At 68.1% G+C, this 18,573-nt stretch carries 18 protein-coding genes; 14 read left to right on the top strand and 4 right to left on the bottom strand.

The genetic code is table 11. The features are described 5' to 3' along the window. Positions 1 to 57 precede the first annotated feature (57 nt). Positions 58 to 531: a response regulator gene (locus tag GQR91_RS08700; protein ID WP_149682065.1), complete on the top strand. Its 474-nt coding sequence runs from the start codon at positions 58 to 60 to the stop codon at positions 529 to 531. Here the strand turns inward: GQR91_RS08700 and GQR91_RS08695 are convergent. The 3 genes from GQR91_RS08695 to GQR91_RS08685 all read right to left on the bottom strand — a co-directional run bounded on the left by GQR91_RS08695 (position 465) and on the right by GQR91_RS08685 (position 4,657). Beyond that, positions 465 to 2,480 carry a putative bifunctional diguanylate cyclase/phosphodiesterase gene (locus GQR91_RS08695; RefSeq protein WP_160146757.1) on the bottom strand — a complete coding sequence of 672 codons (2,016 nt, stop codon included), beginning with the start codon at positions 2,478 to 2,480 and terminating at the stop codon, positions 465 to 467. The genes GQR91_RS08700 and GQR91_RS08695 overlap by 67 nt on opposite strands. 174 nt (positions 2,481 to 2,654) lie before the next feature. After that, a complete protein-coding gene (locus GQR91_RS08690; RefSeq protein ID WP_149682067.1) occupies positions 2,655 to 3,800 on the bottom strand; it encodes a glycosyltransferase in 1,146 nt (381 codons plus the stop codon). Then, positions 3,797 to 4,657 carry an alpha/beta fold hydrolase gene (locus tag GQR91_RS08685; RefSeq protein WP_149682068.1) on the bottom strand — a complete coding sequence of 287 codons (861 nt, stop codon included), beginning with the start codon at positions 4,655 to 4,657 and terminating at the stop codon, positions 3,797 to 3,799. Before GQR91_RS08685 ends, GQR91_RS08690 begins: the two co-directional genes overlap by 4 nt. A gap of 37 nt (positions 4,658 to 4,694) precedes the next feature. Between GQR91_RS08685 and GQR91_RS08680 the strand changes: the two genes are divergently transcribed. From GQR91_RS08680 to GQR91_RS08645, 8 genes are all read left to right on the top strand, one after another. Continuing rightward, complete coding sequence (locus GQR91_RS08680; protein WP_149682069.1) at positions 4,695 to 6,056, top strand: protein adenylyltransferase SelO family protein; 1,362 nt, start codon at positions 4,695 to 4,697, stop codon at positions 6,054 to 6,056. A gap of 78 nt (positions 6,057 to 6,134) precedes the next feature. Then, the gene (gene astD, locus GQR91_RS08675) at positions 6,135 to 7,547 is read left to right on the top strand and encodes a succinylglutamate-semialdehyde dehydrogenase (protein WP_149682070.1); all 1,413 of its coding nucleotides are present in this window, start codon (positions 6,135 to 6,137) and stop codon (positions 7,545 to 7,547) included. A gap of 71 nt (positions 7,548 to 7,618) precedes the next feature. After that, on the top strand, positions 7,619 to 8,410 hold the full coding sequence (gene cobA, locus GQR91_RS08670) for a uroporphyrinogen-III C-methyltransferase (protein ID WP_149682071.1): 792 nt from the start codon (positions 7,619 to 7,621) through the stop codon (positions 8,408 to 8,410). Then, positions 8,407 to 8,703: a DUF2849 domain-containing protein gene (locus GQR91_RS08665; protein ID WP_112382171.1), complete on the top strand. Its 297-nt coding sequence runs from the start codon at positions 8,407 to 8,409 to the stop codon at positions 8,701 to 8,703. The genes cobA and GQR91_RS08665 overlap by 4 nt, the downstream gene beginning before the upstream one ends. After that, the gene (locus tag GQR91_RS08660) at positions 8,703 to 10,328 is read left to right on the top strand and encodes a nitrite/sulfite reductase (protein ID WP_149682072.1); all 1,626 of its coding nucleotides are present in this window, start codon (positions 8,703 to 8,705) and stop codon (positions 10,326 to 10,328) included. Before GQR91_RS08665 ends, GQR91_RS08660 begins: the two co-directional genes overlap by 1 nt. Beyond that, positions 10,321 to 10,767, top strand: coding sequence for a DUF934 domain-containing protein (locus tag GQR91_RS08655; protein ID WP_149682073.1), 447 nt, complete (start codon positions 10,321 to 10,323; stop codon positions 10,765 to 10,767). Before GQR91_RS08660 ends, GQR91_RS08655 begins: the two co-directional genes overlap by 8 nt. Beyond that, positions 10,760 to 11,512: a phosphoadenylyl-sulfate reductase gene (locus GQR91_RS08650; RefSeq protein WP_149682074.1), complete on the top strand. Its 753-nt coding sequence runs from the start codon at positions 10,760 to 10,762 to the stop codon at positions 11,510 to 11,512. Before GQR91_RS08655 ends, GQR91_RS08650 begins: the two co-directional genes overlap by 8 nt. A 36-nt stretch (positions 11,513 to 11,548) precedes the next feature. Then, complete coding sequence (locus GQR91_RS08645; RefSeq protein ID WP_235903986.1) at positions 11,549 to 12,649, top strand: TonB family protein; 1,101 nt, start codon at positions 11,549 to 11,551, stop codon at positions 12,647 to 12,649. A gap of 28 nt (positions 12,650 to 12,677) precedes the next feature. On the opposite strand, the gene GQR91_RS08640 is transcribed toward GQR91_RS08645, so the two are convergent. Further along, positions 12,678 to 14,171, bottom strand: a complete 1,494-nt coding sequence (locus GQR91_RS08640; protein ID WP_112382166.1) for a replicative DNA helicase — start codon at positions 14,169 to 14,171, stop codon at positions 12,678 to 12,680. A gap of 101 nt (positions 14,172 to 14,272) precedes the next feature. Between GQR91_RS08640 and GQR91_RS08635 the strand changes: the two genes are divergently transcribed. Genes GQR91_RS08635 through GQR91_RS08615 form a run of 5 tightly spaced genes read left to right on the top strand, consistent with a single transcriptional unit; the run spans position 14,273 to position 18,481 of the window. After that, entirely contained in the window at positions 14,273 to 14,755 is a 483-nt protein-coding gene (locus GQR91_RS08635) for a UPF0262 family protein (RefSeq protein ID WP_149682358.1), read from the top strand. After that, positions 14,755 to 15,429 (top strand): GH25 family lysozyme, encoded by a 675-nt coding sequence (locus GQR91_RS08630; RefSeq protein WP_149682075.1) that lies wholly within the window; start codon positions 14,755 to 14,757, stop codon positions 15,427 to 15,429. The genes GQR91_RS08635 and GQR91_RS08630 overlap by 1 nt, the downstream gene beginning before the upstream one ends. Further along, entirely contained in the window at positions 15,426 to 15,872 is a 447-nt protein-coding gene (locus tag GQR91_RS08625; protein WP_149682076.1) for a cytidine deaminase, read from the top strand. The genes GQR91_RS08630 and GQR91_RS08625 overlap by 4 nt, the downstream gene beginning before the upstream one ends. Before the next feature lie 31 nt (positions 15,873 to 15,903). Continuing rightward, the gene (locus tag GQR91_RS08620) at positions 15,904 to 18,132 is read left to right on the top strand and encodes a ribonuclease R family protein (protein ID WP_149682077.1); all 2,229 of its coding nucleotides are present in this window, start codon (positions 15,904 to 15,906) and stop codon (positions 18,130 to 18,132) included. Positions 18,133 to 18,184: 52 nt separating this feature from the next. Then, positions 18,185 to 18,481, top strand: coding sequence for a hypothetical protein (locus GQR91_RS08615; protein ID WP_149682078.1), 297 nt, complete (start codon positions 18,185 to 18,187; stop codon positions 18,479 to 18,481). Positions 18,482 to 18,573 lie beyond the last annotated feature (92 nt).

Genomic DNA, 18,573 nt, shown 5'->3' with positions numbered 1-18,573 from the left:
TACCCACAATGAGGGTTAACGCCGGAACGGCAGCGGCCGGACGCCGTTCGTTCCCGCATGACTACACGTCCCATGATCCTGGTCGTCGAGGACCAGCCTCTCCTGCTCCTGCACTGCCGCCTGGCGTTCGAGGATGCAGGGTATGACGTCATCCAGGCGGACGACGCAGATACCGCACTGGAGGCGCTGTCACGTTATCCCGGAATCCGCACGGTGTTCACCGACATCGCGATGCCGGGATCGCTTAACGGCCTCGATCTCGCGGCGCTGATTCAGGCGCGCTGGCCGGACATTTCGGTGCTGGTCACCTCCGGCGCGGTTTCACCCCCGCTCAGCACCATTCCGCCGGGCGTCCGGTTCCTGCCAAAGCCCTATACGGTGCGTCAGCTCATCGACGCGCTGGCCTCGCCGCCGCCCCGTGCCCCGGCACAGGCGGCCGGCCCCGTTCACGACTGCACCGGTTCTCAGCCGGCCGCCGTCACCGCCACCGCCCCCGTCAGCTTGGCAGGTGCGCCGACCAGATACCCTTGAACCTGCGCGCACCCTTCGGCGCGCAGCATCCGCATCTGTTCCTCGGTTTCCACACCCTCGGCGACCACCAGCATGTCCAGGCTGCGCCCCAGCCCGATGGTGGCGCGCACGATGGAGCGCGAGGCCCGGTCGTCGCGCATATTGGCGACGAAACTGCGGTCGATCTTGATCTTGTTGAAGCCGAATTGTTGCAGGCTGCTGAGCGAGGAGCAGCCGGTGCCGAAATCGTCCATGACGACGCCCACCCCGGCCGATTGCAACGCCCGCAGATTGGCGACCACCACCTCGCGCTCGTCGATCACCACGCCCTCGGTCACTTCCACCTCGATCCGGTGCGCCGCGATCCGGTGGGCGCGCGCTAGACCGAGCAGCCGCGCCGCCAGCGCCGGGTCGCGCAGCTGTTCGGGCGACAGGTTCACTGCAATCCCCTGCGTCGCCGGCCATCCGGATGCGACCGCCAGCGCCTCTTCCAGAATCCAGTCGCCGATCTCGCCCATCAGGCCGTTTTCCTCGGCGACCGGCACGAACACCGCGGGTGACACCGCGCCCAGCGCCGGATGCGTCCACCGCGCCAGCGCCTCGTATCCGACGATCGTCCCCGTGGCGCAATTGGCGATCGGCTGGAACACGACATGCATCTGGCCGCGGTTCAGCGCATCGCGCAGTTCATGCGCCATCCAGCGCCGCTGCCGCCGTTCCTCGTCCATGCCGCCATCGTAAAGCCGAGCACGGTTCCGTCCGTCCGCCTTGGCCCGGTACAGCGCGATATCGGCGCAACTGTATAGTTCGTCGCCCTGCGTCGCATGCAGCGGCGCCAGCGCGACGCCAATGCTGAACCGTGCGCTCGGCTCGGCGGTTTCGCCGGCCGCCAGCGCGAAGATGCGATCGACCAGCGCAGCGGCATCGATCGCGCCGCCCGGCAGCGGGTGGATGATCGCGAACTCATCGCCCCCCATGCGCGCCACCGTGTCGGCCGAGCTCGACGCCGCGATCAGCACCGCCGCCATCCGCCGCAGCACGGCATCGCCCGCGGCATGGCCCAGCGTGTCGTTCACGCCCTTGAACCCGTCCAGATCGATCGCCAGCAAGGCGCACGGCGCGCCGCCCGCCAGCGTCCGCGCCAGCCGCTCCTCGAACAACAGTCGGTTCGCCAGCCCGGTCAGCGGGTCGTGATGCGCCAGGAACTCCACCTGCGCCTCGATCCGCCGCCGTTCCTCCATGGCGCGTCCCATGGTGACGAGGCCACGCGCCAGCATGCCCAGCTCGTCCTGACGATCGACGCCGGCTACCTGGTCGATCTGCTGCCCCGCGCTCAGCCGGCGAAGACTGCCGGCGAAGTGCACGATCGGCACCATCACCCGCCGCCGCAGCCAGACCGCCAGGCCGATGGTGAACAACAGGGCGACCAACGCGGCGAACGCCGTGCTGATCACGCCGCGTCGCCCCAGCCACAGCGACTGCGCGGTCGCCTGCTGCAACGCTTCGACCAGGCTCTGGCGGGTGGCGGTGCGACTGCTCTCCAGCGTCTTCAAAGCATCCAGAAAGGCCGGCATCCCCGCCTTGACCGATGCACCGTCGCGTTCGGCGGCATCCAGCAATGCCGTCGCCTGCATGCCGAAGACGCGCGCACCGGCACGGGTCCGGGCGATGCCGTCGCGCACGGCCGCCGGGCTTTCCGGCATCGTCGCCACCGCGGACAGGGCGTCGCCCGAGGCAAAGCGTCCGGCATCGTCGCGCAACGCCTGCAAACGCTCCGGCGCCACCGCCTCGCCGCGCTCCACCGCACGGGTCGCATCGCCGATCGCCAGGCGCAGACGGCGCAACTCGGCATCCGCGGCGTCCTGCTCGCGAACCAGCTGGGCAAGCGAATCGATCCGCTGATCGGCCCGCAACACCTGAAGCTCGGTCGACAGTCCCATTCCCAGGATGCCGAAGAACAACAGCAGCAAACCGATGCAGGTCAGGGAAACTCGGGTCCCAAGAGACGGAAGGTACGAGCCGGACTGCATGTCACGCCGGACTATAGCGAAAAGATTAGGATTGATTAAAAATGATATGCATGGACGCGGCGAAAGGGTTCAAATTGCTCCAAAACCGCAGCAGTAATCCTTTTTTGCCACGCCTCATCTCCGCGGCACCAGTGCACCGGGCCGCCCCAATGCTTCTTCGTACAGGGCGGCATAGCGCGCGATCATCACGCTTTCGTCGAACTCCGCCCGCGCCTTGGCCTGATTGGCCGCGCCGACCGTGCGGCGCAGGTCCGCATCGCGCATCAACGCCTGAATGGCATCGCGCAGCCGCACCTCACCGCCATGTTCGGTGATGAACGGCCGGTTCTCCTCCGCCACCATCAGCGGCACGTCGCCCACCGGCGGGCTCGCGATCGGCAGGCCCGCCGCCATCGCCTCCACCACCGAAATCGGGAACTGCTCGCTGCGCGACGACAGCGCCAGCAGGTCGAAGTGCCGGATGAAGCGCCATGGCCGATCGATGAACCCGGGCATCAGCAACCGGTCGCCGATCCCCATCGCCAGCGCCGCCTGCGCGATCCGCGCCCGCTCCGGCCCTTCGCCGACGATCACCAGCCGGAACCGGCCCGATACCCCGCCCATCGCGCGCACCAGCGCGGTCAGGTCCTTCACGTCGCGCAAGCCCGCCAGCGCACCGACGACGACCTCCCTGGGATCGCGCACGAACCCCGGAATGGCATCGGCTTCGGGCTCGCGGGCATAGGCCATGGTGGCGATGCCGTTATGGATGCGCCGCACCCGCTCGCGCGGCTGTTTCCAGATCTGGAGCGCGATCCCCTCCAGCGCCTGCGACGGCACCACCAGGGCGCGCACCGCGCCCAGCGCCATGCGGCGGTACAGGTTGCGCTCCACCTTCAGCCCGCCCGCCTCGTCGGCGTTGAACCCGTCCTCGTGATGGATGATCGGCGGCATGCCCTTGGCAAAGACGCGGGCCGCCATCGGCCCGTCGATCGCGCCCCAATTGTAACTCAGCACCAGGTCGAACCGGCGGATATAGGCGGCGATCGCCTCGTATCGCCGGACCGACGGCTTGCCGGTCAGCGGCGGCGCGTCCTGCGCGATCTCGTACCGGATACCCTTGGCGATGGCGTCGCGCGCGTCCAGTTCGCCGGGCACGCCCGACACGATCACATGCCGCGCGGCATCGCCGAACGCGTTCATCAGGCGTACCGCGCGCGCCTCCTTGCCGCCCAGCGAGAAGGCGGAATGCAGGTGCAGGATGCGAAGGGGGTTCGTCATGCCGCCACCCGCGCCAGCAGGCGTTCGATCGCGGCGACCGCAGGCGGCTCCGTCAGCGTCGGCGCATGCCCCACCTCCGGCACGGTCACCAGCTCCGCATCGGGCAGCGCCGCCGCCATCCGCTCCGCTACCCCGGCCGACAATATGTCCGACCGGCCGCCGCGCACCACCAGCACCGGCACCCCCGCCAGCGCCGCCAGCGCCTGCCACATGTCCGGCCCCGCCTCCGCCCCCGGCACCCGAAACGGCTCGGCGATCTTCAGGTCATAGTCCAGCACGATCCGCCCCGATCCAGTCAATCGGTACAGCCGCTTGGCCATGCCCAGCCAGTCGGAAATGTCCCAGCCGGGATAGCTGTCGCCGTGATTCTCCGCCACGCAGCGCGCGGCGTGCATCCAGGTCGGGAAGCTCGATGCGCGGCCGACATAGCCGCGGATGCGCGCCAGCCCCGCCGCCTCGATCTCCGGCCCGATATCGTTCAGCACCGCGCCGGCAATCCGCCCCCGCTCCGGCCCTGCCATCAGCATCGTCACGATACCGCCCAGCGACGTCCCGATCGCCACGAACCGCCCGATCCCGGCCTCCGCCAACAACGCCTCGATATCCTGCACATAGGTCAGCGGCACATAGGACATGGGGTCCTTGGCATAGGCGCTTTCGCCGCGCCCGCGCATGTCGACCGCGATGACCCGGCGACGCCCGGCGAAACGCTGCGCCACTCCCTCGAAATCGCGCGCGTTGCGGGTCAGGCCGGGCAGGCAGATCAGCGGCGGCAGCGCCGGATCGCCCGGATAGTCGCGCGCATGCAGGCGCAGGCCATCGTTCGACCACCAATATAAATTCTCATACGCCGTCATGCTTGCACCCCGCGCTTAGGCGTCACCATATCGCGGCATGCCCGTTTCCCCGCAAGCATATCGCCCCGAAACCGCAATCCTGACGCTCGGCCCTGCCTTTTACGATCCTGTGGAGGCTGCGAACTTTCCCCAAACGATCCTGCGCTTCCGCAATGACCGTGCCGCCGCTGAGGTCGGCCTGGACGGGCTGGACGATGCCGAATGGATCGCCCATTTCGGCCGCTTCACGCCCCTGGCCGGCACGCTGCCGCAACCGCTGGCGCTGCGCTACCACGGTCATCAGTTCCGCTCCTACAATCCCGATATCGGCGATGGTCGCGGCTTCACCTTTGCGCAGATGCGCGACGACCGGGGCCGCCTGATCGATCTCGGCACCAAGGGTTCGGGACAGACGCCCTATAGCCGCTTCGGCGACGGTCGCCTGACGCTGAAGGGCGGCGTCCGCGAAATCCTCGCGACCGAAATGCTGGAAGCGTTGAACGTGCCCACCTCGCGCACCCTGTCGCTGATCGAGACGGGCGAGGCGCTGGAACGCGGCGACGAGCCTTCGCCCACCCGCGGCGCCGTCCTTGTCCGGCAAAGCCACAGCCATGTCCGCATCGGCACCTTCCAGCGCCTTGCCTATGAACGCGACGAGGAGGCGATGCGCCGCCTCGTCCGCTATGTGCTGACGAACCTTTACGGCGAGGATGGCGACGATCCCGTCCGCCTGCTTACGCTGGTGGTGGAGCGGACCGCCACGCTGGCATCGCGCTACATGGCGGCGGGTTTCGTTCACGGCGTGCTCAATTCGGACAATATCAACGTCACCGGCGAGAGTTTCGATTACGGCCCGTGGCGCTTCGCACCCACCTGGGACCCGCAGTTCACCGCCGCCTATTTCGATCATGCCGGCCTCTACGCCTTTGCCCGCCAGCCCGAGGCGATCCACTGGGACGTGATGCAACTGGCCGCCTCGCTCCGCCTGATTGCCGAAAGCGATCCGCTGATCGCCGCGTTGCAGGGCTTTGCCGAGCGCTATCAGGTCGCCATCCGCGAGGCCTTGCTCTGGCGCCTCGGCGTCCGCCCCCGCGGCGAGACCGAGGACCGCACGCTGGTCCAGACGCTGGAGCGTACCCTGCGCGCCACCGATGCGGGCATCGACCGCGTCTTCTTCGACGCGTTCGGCGGCCCGCTCCCCGACCATTACGACGACGCATGGAACGACCTGCGCGCCGCCCTCCGGGGCTACATCCCCCGCAAACCCCGCACCCATCCCTATTGGCACCGTGAAGCGCCCTGCTCGATGCTGATCGACGAGGTGGAGGCGATCTGGGCGCCGATCGACGCGGCGGACGACTGGAGCGCGCTGAATGCGAAGATCGCGGCTATCCGCGTGATGGGGGAGGCGCTCGCCTGAGCCGCCCGGCGCCGTACCACGCAATCTTGCCCCCCATCCCCCGATCCCCTACCGATACGCGCAACAAGAGGGGCAGGAATGGCCGAAGAGTTGATCTCCTTCGAACCCGCAACGGGGACGGAACTGGCGCGGTTCGCGGTCGGCACCGCGGACGTGGAGGTTGCCGCCGCGCGGGAGGCCTGGGCCGGCTGGGCCGCCCGCCCGCTCGCCTTCCGGATCGAGACGATGCGCCGCTTCGCCAATGTCGTGCGCGCCAAATCGGATGCCTTTACCGACCTGATCGCGCGCGAAACCGGCAAGCCGCTGTGGGAAGCGCGCACCGAGGTGGATTCGGTCGTCGCCAAGGTCGATATCTCGGTGTCCGCCTATGCGGATCGCACGTCGCAGCGCCGGATGGAACAGCCGATGGGCGCGCGCATCGCGGTCCGCCACAAGCCGCACGGCGTGCTGGCGGTGCTGGGCCCCTATAACTTTCCCGCGCACCTGCCCAACGGCCACATCGTCCCCGCGTTGATCGCGGGCAATGCGGTGGTGTTCAAGCCGTCGGAGAAGACGCCGGCGGTCGGCGCCTTCATGGTCGACTGCTACCGCGAGGCCGGCGTGCCCGAAGGCTGCATCCGCCTGCTGATCGGCGGCCCGGCGGAGGGCAAGGCGCTGGCCGAGCATACCGGGATCGACGGGCTGCTCTTCACCGGCTCGGCGCGCACCGGCCTCGCCCTCAACCGCCTGTTCGCCGACCGCCCCGAAAAGATCCTCGCGCTGGAAATGGGCGGCAACAACCCGATCGTGGTGTGGGACACGCCGGACCTGCACAGCGCCGCGGTACTGGTCATCCAGTCCGCCTTCACCACCGCCGGCCAGCGCTGCACCGCCGCGCGCCGCCTGATCGTGGAAAGTCGCCTGTACGACCCACTGATCGAGACGCTATGCGGCCTTGTCCGGCGCCTGATCGTCGGCGCGCCGCATGACCAGCCTGCCCCCTTCATGGGTCCGGTCATCGACAATGACGTCGCCGACCAGCTGGGCGAAAGCTTTCTTGCGCTGCTGATGCGCGGCGGCCGCCCGATCCGTCACCTCGAACGCCCCGATCCGGCCCGCCCCTTCCTGTCGCCCGCGATCATCGACGTGACCGGCATGGCGGAGCGGCCCGACATCGAACTGTTCGGCCCCATCCTGCAGGTCAGCCGGGTCGACGATTTCGACGCGGCAATCGCGGAGGCGAACGCCACCCGCTACGGCCTGTCCGCCTCCCTGGTCAGCCAGACCCCCGGCCTCTACGACCGCTTCTGGGCCAACATCCGCGCCGGCATCGTCAACTGGAACAAACCCACCAACGGCGCGGCCTCCAACGCGCCGTTCGGGGGCGTCGGCTGGTCGGGCAATCACCGCCCCAGCGCCTATTACGCCGCGGACTATTGCGCCTATCCGGTGGTCAGCAGCGAAGCCGACTCGGCCCGCGCCAGCCTGGGCGTCGGCCTGCGCGATGCGTAACAAGTTGCGCTAAGGCCTGCCAAAGCATCGGTGCATTGCCGCGCCGCCCATGTCGCGCCACATGGACGATCATGGCTACGCTTCTCGATCCGACCGCGCGGGGACGCGTGATCCTGGTAGGCGCCGGACCCGGCGATCCCGGCCTGCTCACCGTGCGCGCGGTGGAGGCGCTGAAATCCGCCGACGTCGTCGTCCATGACGGGCTGATCGATCCCCGCGTGCTCGACATCGCACCGGCCGGGGCCAGCCGCATCTCGGTCGCCAAGCGCCGCGCCCACCACACCCTGCCGCAAGAAGCGATCAACGCGCTGATCGTCGCGCATGTGAAGACCGGCGCGATCGTCGTCCGGCTGAAGGGCGGCGACCCGTTCATCTTCGGCCGCGGCGGCGAAGAGGTGGAGGCGGTGCGCGTCGCCGGCCTGACCGTCGAGGTCATTCCCGGCGTATCGGCGGCACTCGGCTGCGCGGCGGAGGCGATGCTGCCGCTCACCCACCGCGATCACAGCTCGGCGGTGACCTTTGTCGCCGGCCAGTGCAAGGGGCTGACCGATCAGGACTGGTCCGGCCTTGCCGGCCAGGGCCGCACGCTCGTCATCTACATGGGCGTGGCGACCGCGGACGCGATCGCCGACAAGCTGATCGCCGATGGCGTCGCGCCCGACATGCCCGTCGCGGTGCTGGAAAAGGGCACGCTGGAGGGTCACCGCGCGCTGAAGACGCTGCTCGCCGATCTGGGCGCCATGGTCGGCCGCGAAAATGTGCAAAGCCCCGCGATCATCGTCGTCGGCGAGGTCGTGGAACTCTCCGATGCACAGGACCGGCTTGCCGGATGGGCGCGGGTGGCCGAAGGATTGTCGGCATGAAGCTGTTGACCGGAAACGATCTCGCCTCGGGCGATGTGGTGTGGTGGACCGGCGAAAGCTGGTCGCGCCATGTCGAGGATGCGGTGGACGTCGGCACCGGCGGCGAGGCGATCCTGCAGGCGGAGGAAGGCGCGCGCCGCGTCAACGTCCCCTATCTGATCGATGCCGAGGCCGGGCCCGACGGCCCCCGCCCCGCGCATATCAAGGACCGTATCCGCGCGCTCGGCCCCACCGTGCGCCCCGACCTGACGCTGAAACCCGCCGATCCGCAGGCGGGAAGCTGGGTGATCTGATGTACCAGTATGACGAATACGACCAGTCCATCGTCGACGCGCGCGTCGAGGAGTTTCGCGACCAGGTAGAGCGTCGCCTGTCCGGCGCGATGACCGAGGATCAGTTCAAGCCGCTGCGGCTGATGAACGGCCTCTATCTGCAACTCCACGCCTATATGCTGCGCATCGCGGTACCCTATGGCACGCTGGACGCGCGCCAGATGCGCATGCTCGGCCACATCGCGCGGAAATATGACCGCGGCTACGGCCACTTCACCACGCGCCAGAACATCCAGTTCAACTGGATCAAGCTGGCCGACGCACCCGATATCCTGGCCGAACTGGCGACGGTGCAGATGCATGCCATCCAGACGAGCGGCAACTGCATCCGCAACATCTCGTCCGACCAGTTCGCCGGCGCGGCCGCCGACGAGGTGACCGATCCGCGTCCCTGGGCGGAGCTGATCCGCCAATGGTCGACCTTCCACCCCGAATTCACCTACCTGCCGCGCAAGTTCAAGATCGCGGTCATCGCGGCGGACGAGGATCGTGCGGCAATGCGCCTGCACGATATCGGCATCCAGTTGCTGGAGCGGGACGGCCAGCTGGGCGCGAAGATCTTCGTCGGCGGCGGCATGGGCCGCACCCCGATGATCGCGCATGAGGTGAAGGACTTCATCACCGCCGACCATCTGATGAGCTATCTGGAGGCCTGCCTGCGGGTCTATAATCGCTATGGCCGGCGCGACAATATCTACAAGGCGCGGATCAAGATCCTGCTGCACGAGATCGGCCCGGACGAATATCGCCGTCAGGTCGAGGAAGAGTTCGCCCAGATCCGCGACCTCGGCATCGACCCGCCGGTCGCCGAACTGGAACGTATCTCGGCGATGTTCGCCGCGCCCGCCTTCGCCGCCGACGCGCCCGATATGGTGGATCGCAGCGATCCGGATTTCGCCGTCTGGCTCGACCAGAACGTGTCCGCGCACAAGCAGCCCAGCCACGCCGTCGTCACGATCAGCCTGAAGCCGATCGGCGGCATTCCCGGCGATGCGTCCGCCGACCAGATCGACCTGATGGCCGACCTGGCCGAACGCTACAGCTTCGACGAACTGCGCGTCACCCATGCGCAGAACATCGTGCTGCCGCATGTCCGCAAGGCCGACCTGTACGCCATCTGGCAGCAGCTTCGCGATGCCGGACTGGCCGAGGCCAATCTCGACCTCATCTCCGACATCATTGCCTGCCCCGGGCTTGATTATTGCAGCCTCGCCAACGCCCGCTCGATTCCCCTGGCGCAGAAGATCGGCGTGCGCTTCTCCGGCCGTGAGCGCGACCTGGGCGAGTTGAAGCTCAAGATTTCGGGCTGCATCAACGCGTGCGGCCACCATCATGCCGGTCACATCGGCATCCTCGGCGTCGACAAGAAGGGCACCGAGAATTACCAACTGCTGCTCGGCGGTTCGGGCGCGGAGGACGTGTCGCTCGGCAAGATCACCGGTCCCGGTTTTGACGAGGACGGCGTGGTCGATGCGATCGAGCGCGTCACCGACCGCTACATCGCGGTGCGCGAAGAGGGCGAGCGTTTCCTCGACACCTATCGCCGCGTCGGCATGCAGCCCTTCAAGGAAGCGATCTATGGCTGATCTGGCCGGCAACACCGACGCGCTGCTGCGCTTCCGCGACGACGAGCCGCATGACGAACCCGCCGTCACGCTCGACGCGTTCGCCAGCCAGACCAACGCCACCGCGGTCCGGCTGGAAGCGGGCGACGATGCGCGCGTCCTGATCCCGCATCTCGGCCAGATCGCGCTGGTGGAGGTCAGCTTCCCCACCTATCGCGACGGTCGCGGCTATTCCGCCGCACGGATCCTGCGCGAAGCAGGCTATGCGGGCGAATTGCGCGCCGCCGGCGACGTGCTGGTCGATCAACTGCTGCACATGCGCCGCTGCGGGTTCGACAGCTTCGCGCCCGAGGCGCCGATCGATGCCGCGGTGCTGGAACGCAGCCTGGCGCGTTATCCCACGCCCTATCAGGCCGCCGCCGATGCGCGCGTGCCCGTGTGGAAGCTGCGCCATGGCTGAAGCCGCCCGCACGATCGACGCGATCGATACCGCACCGGCCTTCACGCCCGCCGACGCCGCCCGGATGCAGGCGCGCTTTGCCGGCGTGCCCGCGCCAGCGATGCTGGCCGAGCTGCTGACCGGCGAACTGGCCGGGCGGGTTGCGGCGGTATCGTCCTTCGGTGCGGAGTCGGCGGTGCTGCTCCACATGGTCGCCGCGGTCGATCCGGGCATTCCCGTACTCTTCACCAACACGCAAAAGATGTTCGGGGAGACGCTTGCCTATCGCGACATGCTGGTCGAGCATCTGGGGCTGACCGCGCTGCGCGTCTTTCGCCCCGATCCGCATCTCCTCGCCATCAAGGACCGCGAGGGCATTCGCCACGGCTATGACCCCGACGGCTGCTGCGACCTGCGCAAGGTAGAGCCGCTGGCTCGCGCCCTCGCCCCCTTCGACGCCTGGATTTCGGGCCGCAAGGGTTTTCAGGCCGGTACCCGCGCCGCCCTGCCCCGCTTCGAAGCGGATGGCGGGCGCCTGAAGATCAACCCGCTCGCCGACTGGGCGAAGGCCGATCTCGACGCCTATTTCGCCACCCATGCGCTGCCCCGCCATCCGCTCGAAGCGCAGGGCTATCTGTCGATCGGTTGCGCGCCCTGCACCAGCCCGGTGAAGCCCGGCGAAGATGCGCGTGCCGGCCGCTGGCGCGGCATGGGCAAGGTGGAATGCGGCATCCACCAGCCGGTGAGCGAACTCTCGCCACGCTGACTTGTGGCCGTCACAGGACGGATGCAGACTGGCGACATGAGAGGATCGATCATGCTCGCCGCCGCACTGGCGGCGCATCCCGTCGGCGCGGCGGCGCCCTTCGACGTGCCACCTCCGCCAGACGCTGATCGACCGCTTGTCGCCTGGATGCCCGGAACGGTGCAGTGCGATGGCGCCGTGGTCAGCCCCGTGACGATGCGACGCCCCTTGACCCGTCTCGGCTGGAGCGGATCGATGCCGCAGATCGCCAGCCTCGCCGTCTCGTTCGACATCGACCAGGCAGGCCGTCCGCTGTCGATCCGCCGGGTCTCCCCGGAATTTCGCCCGTTGTCAGAAGATGTCCTGCCCTCACTCGCCGCCAGCCGCTTTCCGGCGGGCGACGCCCGCGCAGGATGCCGGATCATCTATACGCACCGAATGACCGCGATGACGGAAACGCCGGTGGAAGACCTGGTCTCCTACTCGCTGTACCGTCCCGATGGCGCGCTGCCCTGGTCTGGCTGGAACCGCATCTTCGCCATGAACGGCAACTGCGCAGACAGGCCGCTCCCGCCACCTCTGGTGCAGGTCTATCCCGATTTTCAGAAGATTCCGGCAACACCGGGATCCCGCGACTGGTCGATGGTGACCTATGACCAGGACGCACGCGGCCGGACGCGAAACGTCCGCACGCTCTACAGCACCGGAAACGCCGCCCTGGATGCGGCAAGCGTCAAAGCGATGCGCGCATCCCGTCATAGCGGCGGCGCGCGTGCAGGCTGCGTGTATCCCTATTGGCGCGCGCCGATGCGGCTGGTGGCACCCCCCTCACCCGACACCATGTCGCTTCGCCCGACGACGAGCAACTGCGACGCAAGCGACGACACGTACGCGACACAGCCGCGGCTGACCTATCCCGAAGCCTATAGTAAGCGATCGATCGAGGGGTGGGCGATCGTCGCTTTCGATGTCGCGCCCTGGGGCGAACTCGGCAATCTGCGCGTGCTGGCCAGCCAGCCCAGCGAGGATTTCGGTCAACAGGCGCTTCAGGTCCTGCGATCGGCACGCAAGGCGCCGTCGCAGGCCGGGCGCGTCGGTTGCGTGGACAAGGTCGTCTTCCGCATGGGGCCGACCGACGAAGAGGCATCCGCTCTTTAAGGGCGGCTGCCTCTGTCTCCCTGCGCCCTCAATACCCCGCGTAGTCGGTAAAGCGGGTGATCGTCGGATCGAACTTCAGCACCACCTTGCCGGTCGCACCGTGGCGCTGCTTGGCGACGATCAGCTCGGCCAGACCGTACACCCGCTCCACCTCGCTCGCCCAGCGCGAATGGTCCTCGAACACCTTGCCGTCATCGCCCTCCATCGGTCGCTTCGGCTCGCGCTGCATCATGTAATAATCCTCGCGAAACACGAACCACACCATGTCCGCGTCCTGCTCGATCGATCCCGATTCGCGCAGGTCCGACAGCATCGGACGCTTGTCCTCGCGCTGCTCCACCGCGCGGCTGAGCTGCGACAGCGCCAGCACCGGCACGTTCATGTCCTTGGCCAGCGTCTTCAGGCCGCGCGAGATTTCGGAGATTTCCTGCACGCGGTTGTTCTCGGACGATTTGCCCGATCCGCTGAGCAACTGGAGATAGTCGACCACGACCAGGCCGATCTGGTTGTTGTGCCGCCGCTGCAACCGGCGGACGCGGGTGTGCAGCGCGGAGATCGACAGGCCGCCGGTATCGTCGATGAACAGCGGCAACTGCTCCAGTTCTGCCGCGGCGGCCGCCAGCTGCGCGAACTCGCTGCGGCTGATCTTGCCCATGCGCAGCGACTCGGAACTGATCCCGGACTGTTCGGCCAGGATACGCGTCGCCAGCTGGTCGGCCGACATTTCCAGGCTGAAGAAGGCGACCTTGGCGCCCACCGATTCGGCCGGCGGAATGCCGTCCTGCATGTCGCGCATCCAGCGGCGCGCGGCGTTGAACGCGATGTTGGTCGCCAGCGAGGTCTTGCCCATGCCCGGGCGGCCGGCAAGGATCATCAGATCCGAATGATGCATGCCGCCGATCTTGGCGTTGACCGAGTCGAGACCCGTGGTGATGCCCGAGACGTGCCCGCCGGAATTCAGCGCGCGTTCCGCCATCTTCACCGCGATCGTCGTCGCCTGCGCGAACGTCTTGGTCGCTCCCTCGGCCCCCCCGTCGGCCGCCACCTTGTACAGCTCGTTCTCCGCCAGCTCGATCTGCGCGCGCGGGTTCACCTCCTCCGACGTGTCCATCGCCCGGTCGACCAGCGTGCGGCCCACCTGCACCAGCGAACGCAGCATCGCCAGATCATAGATCTGCGTAGCGAACTGCCGCGCCCCGATCAGGCCGGCGCCCGATCCGGTAAGGCTCGCCAGATAGGCCGGGCCGCCCAGTTCCTTCATGCCCTCATCGGCGTCGAACATCGGGCGCAGCGTGACGGGCGTCGCCAGCATGTCGTTGCTGCGCAGCGTCTTGATCGCCGCAAAGATGCGGCCGTGGACCGGCTCGAAAAAGTGAATGGGCTCCAGCCGGTCGACCAGATCGTCCGCCAGCCGGTTGTCGATCATCATCGCGCCGAGCATCGCGGCCTCGGCCTCGACGTTGCGGGGGAGCTGCTGCGGTTCGGCAGCGGCGGCAGGGGTCGGGAATGCAAGGGTGGCCATATCCGCCCGTTAGACCCGGCAGCCCGCGCCACTCAAGCGAGATTGCGGCGAATGGCCGCGATTGCAGGCGGTCTGGATCGTGTCTATCGCAACAATCCATGATGGCGGACCCGCGGATCATCAGCGTCGATCTGGACGAGCACAGCCTGGGCTGGCGCTCGGCCGACATCGAGCAGGAGCGGCGGATCGCGATCTTCGACCTGATCGAGACCAATTACTTCGCGCCGCAGCGGCCACAGGCGGACGGCTATGCCGGTCCCTACCGGATCAAACTGGAATCCGAGGAAGGCCGCTTGGGCATCCATATGCACCGCGAGGACGGTACGCATATCGAAACCCTCGTCCTCGCCCTTGGCCGCTTCCGCCGCCCGATCCGCGACTATTTTGCGATTTGCGACAGCTATTTCCAGGCGATCCGGCAGGCGAGTGCACAGCAGATCGAGACGATCGACATGGCGAGGCGCGGTCTGCACAACGATGCGGCGGAAATGCTGATGGAACGGCTGGCCGGCAAGATCGAGGTGGATTTCGATACCGCGCGTCGCCTGTTTACTCTGCTCTGCGTCCTGCATATCCGCGGCTGATGCGTCTTCTCCTGCGATTCGGGGCTGCGCTGGCGGCACTCGGCGGGCTCGGGGTCGGCGGCTGGAGCTATGCGACCGGCTGGCATCCCCCGACCGAACGATATCCACTGCAAGGCATTGATCTGCCCGAAAACCCGCCGCCGGTGGAGTGGAAGACGCTGCGCGCGAACGGCGCGGACTTCGCCTATCTGGTCGCGACCTCGGGCGCGGATCGCCGTGATGCGGCGTTCGAGGCGAACTGGGCCGCACTGCCCGATGCCGGCATGCGGCGCGGGGCGGTGCACCTCTTCTCGCTATGCCAGGACGCACTGGCGCAGGCCAACGCCTTCAACACCTTCGTGCCTCGCGCCGGGGACGCTTTGCCCGCCGCGATCGACATCAGCTATCATGACGATTGCACCGCACGGCCCGAACGCGCCGAACTGGTGGAGGATCTGCAGCACTTTATCCAGCGGGTCGAGACGCATCTCGCCAAGCCGGTGCTGCTGCGCGTGTCAAAGGCCGTGGATGCGGATTACCAACTGTCCGGTGCGCTGCCGCGTCCGATCTGGGCGATGGGCAACATGCTGGAACCCGACTACGCCGCCCGCCCCTGGCGGATGTGGCGTGCCACCGACTTCCGCCGCATCGACGGCGTGGAAGGCCCCGTGAATTGGAACGTCGTCGCCCCATGACCCAAGCCGAAACGCTGATCGCCGCCGCCCGCGCCGCTGCCGTCCACGCGCATGCACCCTATTCGCGCTTCGCGGTGGGTGCCGCCTTGCTGATGAAGGACGGCAGCATCGTCACCGGTGCCAATGTCGAGAATGCCAGCTACGGCCTGTCACTCTGTGCCGAGACGGTGGCCGTTGCCACCGCCAGTGCGGCGGGCCGTATCCGGGAGGTGGTCGCCGTCGGGGTGATCGGGGGGGCGATGGACGGGACGGGCCGCGCGACCGGCACCACCCCGGTCAGCCCCTGTGGCCGTTGCCGCCAGGTCCTGAACGAAGCCGCGCAACTGGGCGGCGTCAACCTGCCCGTCCATTGCGGATCGGCAGAGGGCGATGCGATCCGCAGCTACCGCCTGTCCGAGCTGCTGCCCGACGCTTTCGGCCCGGCCGATCTGGGCATGGGGTGACGTAAGCCCCCCGCCCCCCTATCTCGTCACGATGAAGAAGCCGAAACAGGGCCTGCCCACCCGCGAACAGATCCTCGCCTTTATCGAGACATCCGACCAGCCCGCCGGCAAGCGGGAGATCGCGCGCGCCTTTGGCCTCGTCGCGCAGGACAAGATCGCGCTGAAGGCGCTGCTCAAGGACATGGGGGACGAGGGGCTGATCGACAGCGCCCCCGGCCGCGCCTTCCACCGCATGGGTGGACTGCCCCGCGTCACGGTGCTGCGCGTCGCCGATGTCGACGATGCCGGCACTATCTGGGCCGTTCCGGAGCGTTGGGAGGCCGAGGACGCGCCGCCGCCGCGCCTGAGGGTGCGCGAGCGCAAGCGGGGCAGCCTGGGGATCGGCGATCGGGTGCTGGCGCGGACCGAGCAGGACGAGCGGGGATGGACCGCGCATCCGATGAAGACGCTGCCGCGTGCGTCGGAGCAGGTGCTGGGCGTGCTGCGCGAGGAAGGCGGGCGGCTGTGGCTGACCGGCGTCGAGAAGAAGGAGCGGCGCGAGTTCCTCGTCGCCGACGCGGGCGATGCGGGTCCTGGCGACCTGGTGCTGGCCGAAAAGGCAGGGCGGCCGCCGCGCGTCACGGTGCGCGTGACCGAGCGGCTGGGCGATCCGTTCGCCCCGCGCAGCTTCTCGCTGATCGCGATCCACCGCCACGAGATCCCCGACCAATTCAAGCCCGAGACGCTGGAGGAAGCGACACGTGTCGCCGCACAGCCGCTGGGCGACGATCGCGAGGATCTGCGTGCGCTGCCCATCGTCGCGATCGACCCGGCGGATGCGCGCGACCATGACGATGCGGTCTGGGCCGCCCCCGACGACGACCCCGCCAATCCCGGCGGGTGGAAGGCGGTGGTCGCGATCGCCGATGTCAGCTTCTATGTACGCCCCGGCTCCGCGCTGGATCAGGACGCCCGGCGCCGCGGCAACTCGGTCTATTTCCCCGACCGCGTCGTGCCGATGCTGCCCGAAATCCTGTCCGCCGAGGTGTGTTCGCTGAAGGAAGGCGAGAACCGGGCCGCGCTCGCCTGCCACCTTCAGGTCGGCCGCGACGGCACGTTGAAGGGCTGGCGCTTCAGCCGTGCCGTTGTCCGCATCGCCGCCAACATCGCCTATGAGGATGCGCAGGCGGCGATCGACGGCACGGTGCCACATGCATTGACCGAGACGGCGCTGCGCCCGCTATGGGATTGCTGGGCAGCACTCGCCAAGGCGCGCGATGCACGCGAGCCGCTGGACCTCGATCTGCCGGAACGCCGCGTGGTGCTGGACGAAAAGGGCCGCATCCTGTCGGTCGCGCCGCGCGAGCGGCTGGATGCGCACCGCCTGATCGAGGATTACATGATCGCCGCCAATGTCGCGGCGGCCAAGGCGCTGGAAGCGCGCAAGGCGCCCGTCATGTACCGGGTCCACGAACCGCCCTCGCGCGAGAAGCTGGCGGCGCTGAAGGATTATCTGGAAACCTTCGACGTCGCCTTCACCCTTGGACAGGTGATCCGCCCGGCGACGTTCAACCGGGTGCTGGAGCGTGTCGGCGATGCCGATTTCCGCCCGCAGGTGATGGAACAGGTGCTGCGTACCCAGACCCAGGCCTATTATGCGCCGGCCAATCACGGCCATTTCGGCCTGTCGCTGGGCAGCTACGCGCATTTCACCTCGCCGATTCGCCGCTATGCCGATCTGGTCGTCCACCGCGCGCTGGTCGCCGCCTATGCGCTCGGTCCCGGCGGTGTGAAGCCCGATCCGGCCGAGATGGACCGCATCGGCGAGGGGATCAGCCGGCTGGAGCGCCGCGCGATGGAGGCCGAGCGCGAGACGATCGACCGCTATGTCGCGGCCTATCTGTCCGAGCATATCGGCAGCATCGTCGAGGTGCGGGTGACGGGCGTGCAGAATTACGGTCTGTTCGCCACGGTCGAGGGCATTGGCGGCGATGGCCTGCTGGCGGTTCGCGACCTGGGTGGCGAGTATTTTCGCTATGACGAGTCGGCCCGGACGCTGACCGGGGAGGATAGCGGCGACCAGTATACGCTGGGCCAGCGCCTGTCGCTGCGACTGGCGGAGGCCAATCCGGTATCCGGTGCGCTGCGCTTCGAACTGCCCGAAGGCGGCGGGGGCGGCGCGCCACCGGAACGCGACGGCAGGCGCGGGCGCGGCCATCCCCGCGTGCTGAAGCGGCGCGGACGCCCCGGCAATATCCGGCACAACGGGCGCCGGCGTTAATAGCCTCTTTGCCCCGGCGATGCTATCGGCAGGCCGGGGCATCGGGGGCGTGATGAGCAAGGCGAAACATTCGAGACGCAGGATCGTGCAGGCACTGGTCGGGGCCGGCGCGACGCTGCCGGCGCGAGCGGTCGCGCTGGATGGCGGGGCGGATGCGCGGATGCTGCGGCGCATGGTGCGTTTCGGCGCCGTGGTGGAGGCCAAGCCCGGCCTCTATTATCTCGACGCGCAGCGACTGGAAGGCTTTCGTGGCGCATTGCGGCGGCGAAGGGCCGCGCTCTGGGCGGCGCTGTCGGGCATGATCGGCACGATCATGACGGTGTTGCTGATGTCCGCGATTGCGGAATAGCCGCACCGGCGAAGGCCCGGAGGACAAGGCGTTTTCCGATAATCAAGCGCGGTCGCCCTCACCCTTCCGCGGCTGTGCCGCTCCCTCCAGCA

Source organism: Sphingomonas carotinifaciens, assembly GCF_009789535.1.
In the GTDB taxonomy this organism is placed as follows: Bacteria; Pseudomonadota; Alphaproteobacteria; order Sphingomonadales; family Sphingomonadaceae; genus Sphingomonas; species Sphingomonas carotinifaciens.
The sequence above is the reverse complement of the archived record's forward strand: the minus strand, read 5'-3'. Positions and strand labels throughout refer to the sequence as shown.